This window comes from bacterium, from assembly GCA_035703895.1.
In the GTDB taxonomy this organism is placed as follows: domain Bacteria; phylum Sysuimicrobiota; class Sysuimicrobiia; order Sysuimicrobiales; family Segetimicrobiaceae; genus Segetimicrobium.
Genome location: DASSXJ010000182.1, coordinates 1 through 7,124, shown reverse-complemented (window position 1 = coordinate 7,124; position 7,124 = coordinate 1). Strand labels below are relative to the sequence as shown.

The 7,124-nt window shown below is 65.6% G+C and carries 6 protein-coding genes; 2 read left to right on the top strand and 4 right to left on the bottom strand.

The features are described 5' to 3' along the window. A partial coding sequence (locus tag VFP86_12810) for an ABC transporter substrate-binding protein (GenBank protein ID HET9000520.1) occupies nucleotides 1-1,439 on the top strand: 1,439 nt, incomplete at its 5' end. A 235-nt stretch (nucleotides 1,440-1,674) separates the two neighbouring features. After that, nucleotides 1,675-2,952, top strand: a complete 1,278-nt coding sequence (locus VFP86_12805) for a hypothetical protein (protein ID HET9000519.1) — start codon at nucleotides 1,675-1,677, stop codon at nucleotides 2,950-2,952. A 6-nt stretch (nucleotides 2,953-2,958) separates the two neighbouring features. Here the strand turns inward: VFP86_12805 and VFP86_12800 are convergent, their stop codons facing one another. The 4 genes from VFP86_12800 to VFP86_12785 are packed head-to-tail and all read right to left on the bottom strand — an operon-like array spanning nucleotide 2,959 to nucleotide 7,082. Then, nucleotides 2,959-3,984: a beta-propeller fold lactonase family protein gene (locus VFP86_12800; protein ID HET9000518.1), complete on the bottom strand. Its 1,026-nt coding sequence runs from the start codon at nucleotides 3,982-3,984 to the stop codon at nucleotides 2,959-2,961. 38 nt (nucleotides 3,985-4,022) lie between these two features. Continuing rightward, nucleotides 4,023-4,856, bottom strand: coding sequence for a carbohydrate ABC transporter permease (locus tag VFP86_12795; GenBank protein ID HET9000517.1), 834 nt, complete (start codon nucleotides 4,854-4,856; stop codon nucleotides 4,023-4,025). A 2-nt stretch (nucleotides 4,857-4,858) separates the two neighbouring features. Beyond that, on the bottom strand, nucleotides 4,859-5,812 hold the full coding sequence (locus VFP86_12790) for a sugar ABC transporter permease (protein ID HET9000516.1): 954 nt from the start codon (nucleotides 5,810-5,812) through the stop codon (nucleotides 4,859-4,861). Nucleotide 5,813: 1 nt separating this feature from the next. Continuing rightward, nucleotides 5,814-7,082 carry an ABC transporter substrate-binding protein gene (locus tag VFP86_12785; protein ID HET9000515.1) on the bottom strand — a complete coding sequence of 423 codons (1,269 nt, stop codon included), beginning with the start codon at nucleotides 7,080-7,082 and terminating at the stop codon, nucleotides 5,814-5,816. Nucleotides 7,083-7,124: the final 42 nt, after the last annotated feature.

Genomic DNA, 7,124 nt, shown 5'->3' with positions numbered 1-7,124 from the left:
TTGCCGAGATCGGCGAGCCCCTCACGCTGGACGCGATGGCCACGACGGCCGACCTGACCGTCGCGATCACGCTCCCGATCTACGAAACGCTGTTCGCGTTCGATGCCAACTGGCGGGTTCAGCCATCTCTCGTGTCGTCGTCCACGGTCAGCAAGGATGGCCTGACGTACACGTTCACCCTCCGGAAGGGCGTTCCGTTCCACAACGGCGGCCAGTTGACCGCCGCGGACGTCGTCGCCTCGCTCAACCGCTGGGGGAAACTGAACCCGCGCGGCACGCCGGTGTACAAAGCCCTCGATTCATTGTCGGCGAGCGGATCCGACACGGTGATCATGAAGATGAAGTCATCGTTCGCGCCGCTGCTGTCGTTCCTGGCACTTCCGGGGTCCGCCGTCATCATGCCGAAAGAGATCGCGGACGCCGCCGGCACGAGCCCGCTGAAGCAGTACATCGGGACCGGGCCCTACAAGTTTGCGGAGTGGGCACCTGACCGGCACGTCCACGTCGCTCGCTTCGACCAGTACGCGGCGCGCAGCGAGCCGGCGAGCGGATTCGCGGGCCGGAAGGACGCCCTCGCGGACGACATCTACTATTATCCTGTGTCGCAGGTCGCGACGCGGATCGCCGGGGTACAGAGTGGGGACTACCAGATCGCCGACGGGATCAACCAGGACGCGTACACACAGCTCAAAGGGGACCCCCGCCTCGATGTGGGCATCGTCCAACCGGGCTCGTACCTCGTCTTCGTCTTCAACACGAAGCAGGGGCTGATGACCAATGTGAAGCTCCGCCAGGCGGTGCTGGTCGCGCTCGACATGCAGCCGATCATGCGGGCGACGTTCGGCAACCCCGATCTGTACGCGCTCGATCCGAGCCTCTACCCAAAGGGCACCCCCTGGTACACGACGGCCGGGGCGGAGTGGTACAACGTCCACAACGTCGACCGCGCGAAGCAACTGGCCAAGGAAGCTGGCTACTCCGGGCAGCCGATCCGGTGGCTGTCGACGCAGCAGTACGATTACATGTTCAAGAGCACGGTCATCGCCTCGTCACAGCTCCAGCATGCCGGATTCAAGGTGGATCTGCAGGTCCTGGAGTGGGCGGGCGTGCTGGACCACCGCGCCAAACCGGCGGACTGGGACATGTTTGTAACATCGGGCGGCTTCCTGCCGGATCCGTCGCTGCAGAATATCTACTCCGGGGCGTGGCCTGGATGGTGGGATGTGCCGGACAAGAACCGCCTCTTCGCGGAGTTCAATGCGGAACCCGATCAGGCGAAGCGCGCGCAGCTCTGGGTCAAGCTGCATGAGCTCTGGTATACGGAGGCCCCGGTCGTCCGTCCCGGCGCCTTCTACACACTGGTGCTCAGCCGAAAGGGCCTTCTTGGGTTCCGACCCAGCCCCTGGATCATCCCGTGGAACGTCGAGGCGGTGAAATAGGAGGCGCCCTCCCCGAGCCAGTTTCTGCCGCTTGATCACCAAGATTTGCCGCGTCAGGCAAGGATGCCGTGCCCCCACCCGGGCGCACCCAAACGGATGATATCGCTGTATCGAAGGCATGAGAAACATCGCAACTGGGTCGTCTCCGTCTGACCCTAGGGGCATCAACGCTGGTGGACACTCCGGTGGCTGCCGATCGCCACCGTGAAAGGAACGCACGAGGAGCACAGCGTTGATGCACCCTATGCGCAGCACCGTCGTCGCGACAATCGTCGTCGCTCTCCTCGCCGCGCTGGCCGCCCCCGCGCTCGGCCAGCAGGGGCCGGACCCGAACGTCGAGATCTTGGCTGCGGGAATCGTCAACGGACATATTCTACGCGTGGAAATCGCCACGTCGGGCCTGGATCCGCGCGCGGCCGAGATCCCGAGCGTCGATTTGGAAGCGTGGCTCGATGGCGTCGAGGCGCACGGCTCGCTGCTGCTCATCCACATGCCGCGCCGCTTTGCGATGGACATCGACCTTCCGGGAGGCGCCGTCCGGGTGGGCGTCGTGAAGGTGGGCGAATTTGCCCCCGTTCAGCCGTTCACGGACAACGTGCGGTTTCCGATCCAGATCACGCTTCGCCAAGAGGCTCGCGCGGCCACAGCGAGCCGGATCGTCACAATCCTCCTCCCCACCGTCATCGTCCCCGGGTACATGAACGAGCTGGGTGGTCGCAGCAAGGAAACACTCGCGTCATTCATCCGGCGCGGCTACCGCGACAGTGGGCCGGCCCCGACGGTGTTCTGGTTTGACTATCCATCTCACCTGATCACGCTCGAAAAAGGGGCGCATCGTCTCGCCGATTACATTCGCCATGTCGTGCTCGCCCAGACGTATGCGGCGAAGATCAATGTCGTCGGCTACAGCTTCGGCGGCCTGATGGCCCGGTGGAACGTCCAGATGGATGTCGACGGATGGGGAACGCTGGTGAACCGTCTCATTCTCGTCGGGGTGCCGAACGAGGGGTCAGTGCTCGCGTATACGTACCGAAACGCACCGACATTCCTCCCCTACGCGTACTTTGCGCACTCCCCTGCTGTCGATGAGATGACCCCGACATTTCCATTCTGGCGTGCAGAGCCCACGCAGCCGTGGGACATGCCGCCGGACGGGGGCAATCCCATGCTCGAACAGCTCAACGCTCGGTCGATGCCTGAGGGGATTCGCGTGTGGGTCTTCTACGGGAGTGGCCAGCAGGGCGATGCGAACACGATGGCCGGCGTAACCGCGAGCCCCCGGGGCGGAGACCGCGACGCGGGAGATGGCATCGTCCTGGCAGCGAGTGCCCAGGGACTTCCCATTCATGGGGGCAGCGGCGTGCCGGCTCTACTGACCCCCGACGTCGTCCACGTCGACCTCGGCGGCGTGGAGCATCGCGTGATACTGGCTGCTGGGGCCGATCGGTTCGCCGACGCGGTCCTCGACCGGTTCCTCGAAGCGGATCCATCCTCGGCTAGAATCCATCCATAAGAAGCCCTACGCCCGCGGGATGCCGACAATCTCAACCCAGTTGGGGTTCCTCCCCATGCCACATCGATGCTGTGGGGTGAGCGCTCCCGTACCCTGATTGATCGCGTAGCTCGTCATGCTGTTCGACATCTGGCCGGCGCCAAGCAGATACCTGCCGCGAGGATCGATGTTGAAGCTGCGAGGCTGCTGCTCGGTCGGGAAATTGCCGATCGACACGAGGGCGCCGCTCGCGACGTCGACCGCGAACCCGGTCAGGGTGTGAGAGGCCCGCTCTGACGCATAAAGGAACCGGCCGTCGGGCGTGATGTGTAGGTCCGCCGCCGCGAAGGGCGCATGGCCCTCGAACTCGGGAGGCAGCGCACTTGCGGCCCCGATCAGCGTCAGCGTCCCCGTCGCCGCATCCAACCGATAGGCGTTGACCGTCGCGTCGAGTTCGTTCGTCCCATAGGCGAACTCGGCGTGCGGATGGAAGATGAGGTGGCGCGGACCCGCTCCCTTCCGTGTCTCGACGGCAGGCGGCACATTCGGCGTGGCCAGCCCGGTCATCTCATCGAACCTGAATTGGAGGACGGCGTCCCCGCCGAGGCTCGGGACGAACAGGTAGCGATTCGATGGGTCGACGATGATCGCGTGCGGGTGCGGGCGTGTCGAGATGATCTGAGCGGGGACGGCGTGCGCCAATCCTTCCCTGTCGATCGGATTGACCGAGATCTTGTCGCCCGTGTAGGACGCGCCAAATAGAAATCGCCCGGTTCTGTCGGTTGAGAGATAGGCCATGTTGTCCGCCAGCGGGACGGTCGAGAGGTGGCCCAGCGTGCCGGTTTCCGGATCGATCCCGAAGGTCGAGACCGAAAATGGACGTGAGCGAAGCGATGCGTAGAGGAACCGGCGGCTCGGGCCGATCGCGAGCGGCATGACCGTACCCACCACAGGCACCCGTTGCACGAGCTTCACTGCGCCGTTCACACCATCGAGGGACAGGACGTGGATCTCGCGGCTGTCCGCACATGACACATACGCGACCGTAATCATTGCGGTGCCTCACCGAGAATGCTATATGGGTGCGTGGGCTACCCCTTCACCGCGCCCGCGGTGAGCCCGCGGATCACCAGCCGCTGGCCGCCGAGGATCAAGACCACGATCGGGACCGTGGCCAGCAGCACCGCCGCGGAGATCACGCCCCACGGGAACGAAAACTCGCCCCGGAACAGCGCGATCCCCACCGTGATCGTGCGCATCTCCGTGGTGCTCGTGAGCGTCAAGGCGACGAGAAACTCGTTCCAGGTGTTGACGAACACGATGATGCCCGCGGTGACGAGGCCCGGGGCCGCGAGCGGCGCGATGATCCGCCAGAGCGTCCCTACCCGGCTGCATCCATCGATCGCCGCCGCTTCCTCGAGGTCGCGCGGGATCTCCCGAAAGAACGCGGTCAGGATGAAGATCGCCACCGGGAGCGACCAGGTGATGTAGGGGCCAATCAATCCCCCGTAGGTGTTCAGCAACCCGAACCCCCGCACGAGGACGTACAGCGGGACGATCACGGTGATCAGGGGGACCATCGCCACGACCAGGATACCCAGCAGGAGCACCTGGCTCCCGGGAAATCGGAGACGGGCGAACGCGTAGGATGCCAGGGTGGCGAGAAACAGGCACAGCACCGTCGAGGTGACCGAGACGATGCAGCTGTTCAACAGGAACCGCCCGAATGGGTTCCCCTGGAAGACGTGGACGTAGTTGATGAGCGTCGGCGCGTGTGGCAGGTAGGTCACCGGGAACTGGTACAGCTCGCGCTCGGTCTTCAGCGAGGTCAAAAGCGTCCACACGTACGGACCCAGAGAGTACGCGACCACGAGGGCGACCAGGGCCGCGAAAGCGATTCTGCCGGCGGGGCGGAGTCCGGCCATGGTCATTCCCTCGGCGCCAGCACGCGATAGTAGGTCCCGGCGAACCCGAGCGCCAGGATGAGCAGGATCACTGAGAGCGCGGCGCCGTAGCCGAAGTCGAGGTACTGGAACGTGTTTTCGTAGACGTACATGGCGAAGGTCTCGGTCGCGTGGCCCGGCCCGCCGCCGGTCATTGGAAAGACGATGTCGAACGCCTGCAGCGCCCCCAGCGTCCTGAGGACGAGGGAGACCATGATTGCGCTTTGCAGCAGGGGAAGGGTGACGGCGAAGAAGGCGCGCCGCGGCGAGGCGCCGTCGATACTCGCGGCCTCGTACAGATCCTCGGGGATGCTCTGCAGCCCTGCCAGCAGAATCAACGCCATGTACGACGCGGCGCCCCACGAGGCGGCGGTCGCCACCGCCGCGAACGCGAGCGAGGGCACGCCCAGCCAGATGATCGGCCGGCTGATCAGGTGAACGCGGTGCAGCAGGTCGTTGATCACGCCCGCGGAGTCGTTGAAGAGCCACCGCCACATCTGGCCGGCGAGGGCCGGCGCGAGCGTCCACGGCAGTAGCGTGACCGCGCGTACGAACCCTTTGGCGCGCACCGTGCGGTTGATCACGAGGGCGATTCCCAGGCCCAGCAGGAACTGGACCGCAACGGTCACTCCCACGTAGGCGAGCGTGACCTGGATCGCGTGCCACGCGTCGGGATCCTCAAACGCTCGCGCGAAGTTGCGCAGCCCCACGAACGGCACCCCCGCCTGCGGCTGATCGAGCCGCAGCCGGTGCACGCTCGTCCAGAACGCGTTCAAGATCGGGTAAAAGGCGAAGGTCGCGAGGAACATCAAGCATGGGAGCAACAGTGCGGCCGCCAGCTCGGAGTCCGTGAGCCGGCCGGTTGCCCAGCGCTGCAAGACCCGGGCCGCCCCGCCGGTCCGTGCGACCGCGGGCCCCCGCCCGAGCCGCGTGGCCACGCTACTGCGCGAGGAGGGCGCGGATCTCGCGGGCCATCCGCTTCACCGCTTCATCGCCGGGGATCTGGTTGGTCAGCGCGGCCTGTAGGTTCGCCTGGATGATCGCCGACATCTTCGGGTAATCGGCGATCTGCGCCCGCGGCGTGGCGCTGAGGACGGCCCTGAGCATGTCGGGGGACTGCGGCGCCCGCCGCTTGACTTCCGGATCGTCGAAGATGTCTTTGCGGGTGGGCACAGTGCTGGACTGCAGGGCCATGCTCTTCTCCGCGACCCGACCGGTCATGAACTCGACGAACTTCCACGCCGCCTCCTTGTTGCGAGAAAAGGCGCTGATCGCGAGCTGCCACCCGCCGAGCGTGGAGGCGCTGCGGCCCGCGGCCCCCTTGGGCAGCGGCGCGATCCCCACCTGGCCGGCGACCTTCGATCCACTGCCCTGGAAGAGGTCGTAGGCGTATGTCCAGTTCCGGAGAAACACCGCGCGGCCATCCTGGAACGCCGCACGTGTATCGTCGGTGGCGAGGGTCGCCACGCCCGGAGGAGCGACATGGCTCTTGCGAACGAGGTCGAGGATGAAGTTTACCGCCTCCACGCCCTTGGTGTTATCGACGATGACCTTTCCGCTCGGGTCCAGCACGTCGCCGCCGCTGCTCCAGAGGACTTCGTAGAAGAAGTCCGCCAGGGCCTCGATCTTGGCGCCCTGAAAGAGAAAACCCGCCAATTGGGGGTTCTTCTCGCTTTCGGTGATGCGCTGCGCGGTGGCGATCATCTCGTCCCACGTGGCCGGGACCTTGGCGTTGTACTTGGCCAGGAGGTCCTTGCGATAGTAGAGGAGGCCGGCGTCCGTATACCACGGCACGCCGTAGATCTTCCCTCCGATGGTATTGGCCCGGACCGCGCCCGGGAGGAAGACCTCGCGCTTGCCGGCCGTGAACCATTGATCGAGCGGGGCAAGCCACCCCGCCGCCACCATCGGCGCGGGCCAGATCACGTCGATCGAGATGACATCGACCGACGCGTCTTTCGCCGCGAACAAGGTCACGTACCGGTTGTACTGCTCGCCCGACGTGCCGGGCTGGATCTGCACGTTGACGCGAACGCCCGGGTTCTGCCGCTCGAACTGCTGGGCCAGCGCCCGGTAGACGTCCGAGACGACCGGGCCACCGGTGGCCAGCGTGGACCAGGTCACGGTCACCGGCGTCTGCGCCAGCGCCGGAAGCACCGCGGCGGTGACGGCGGCTGCCACGAGCACGGCCAAGATACGTCCTCTCATCGTGTCTGCCTCCTTCCCGTTTGTGCAACGAGCCCCGAAGCG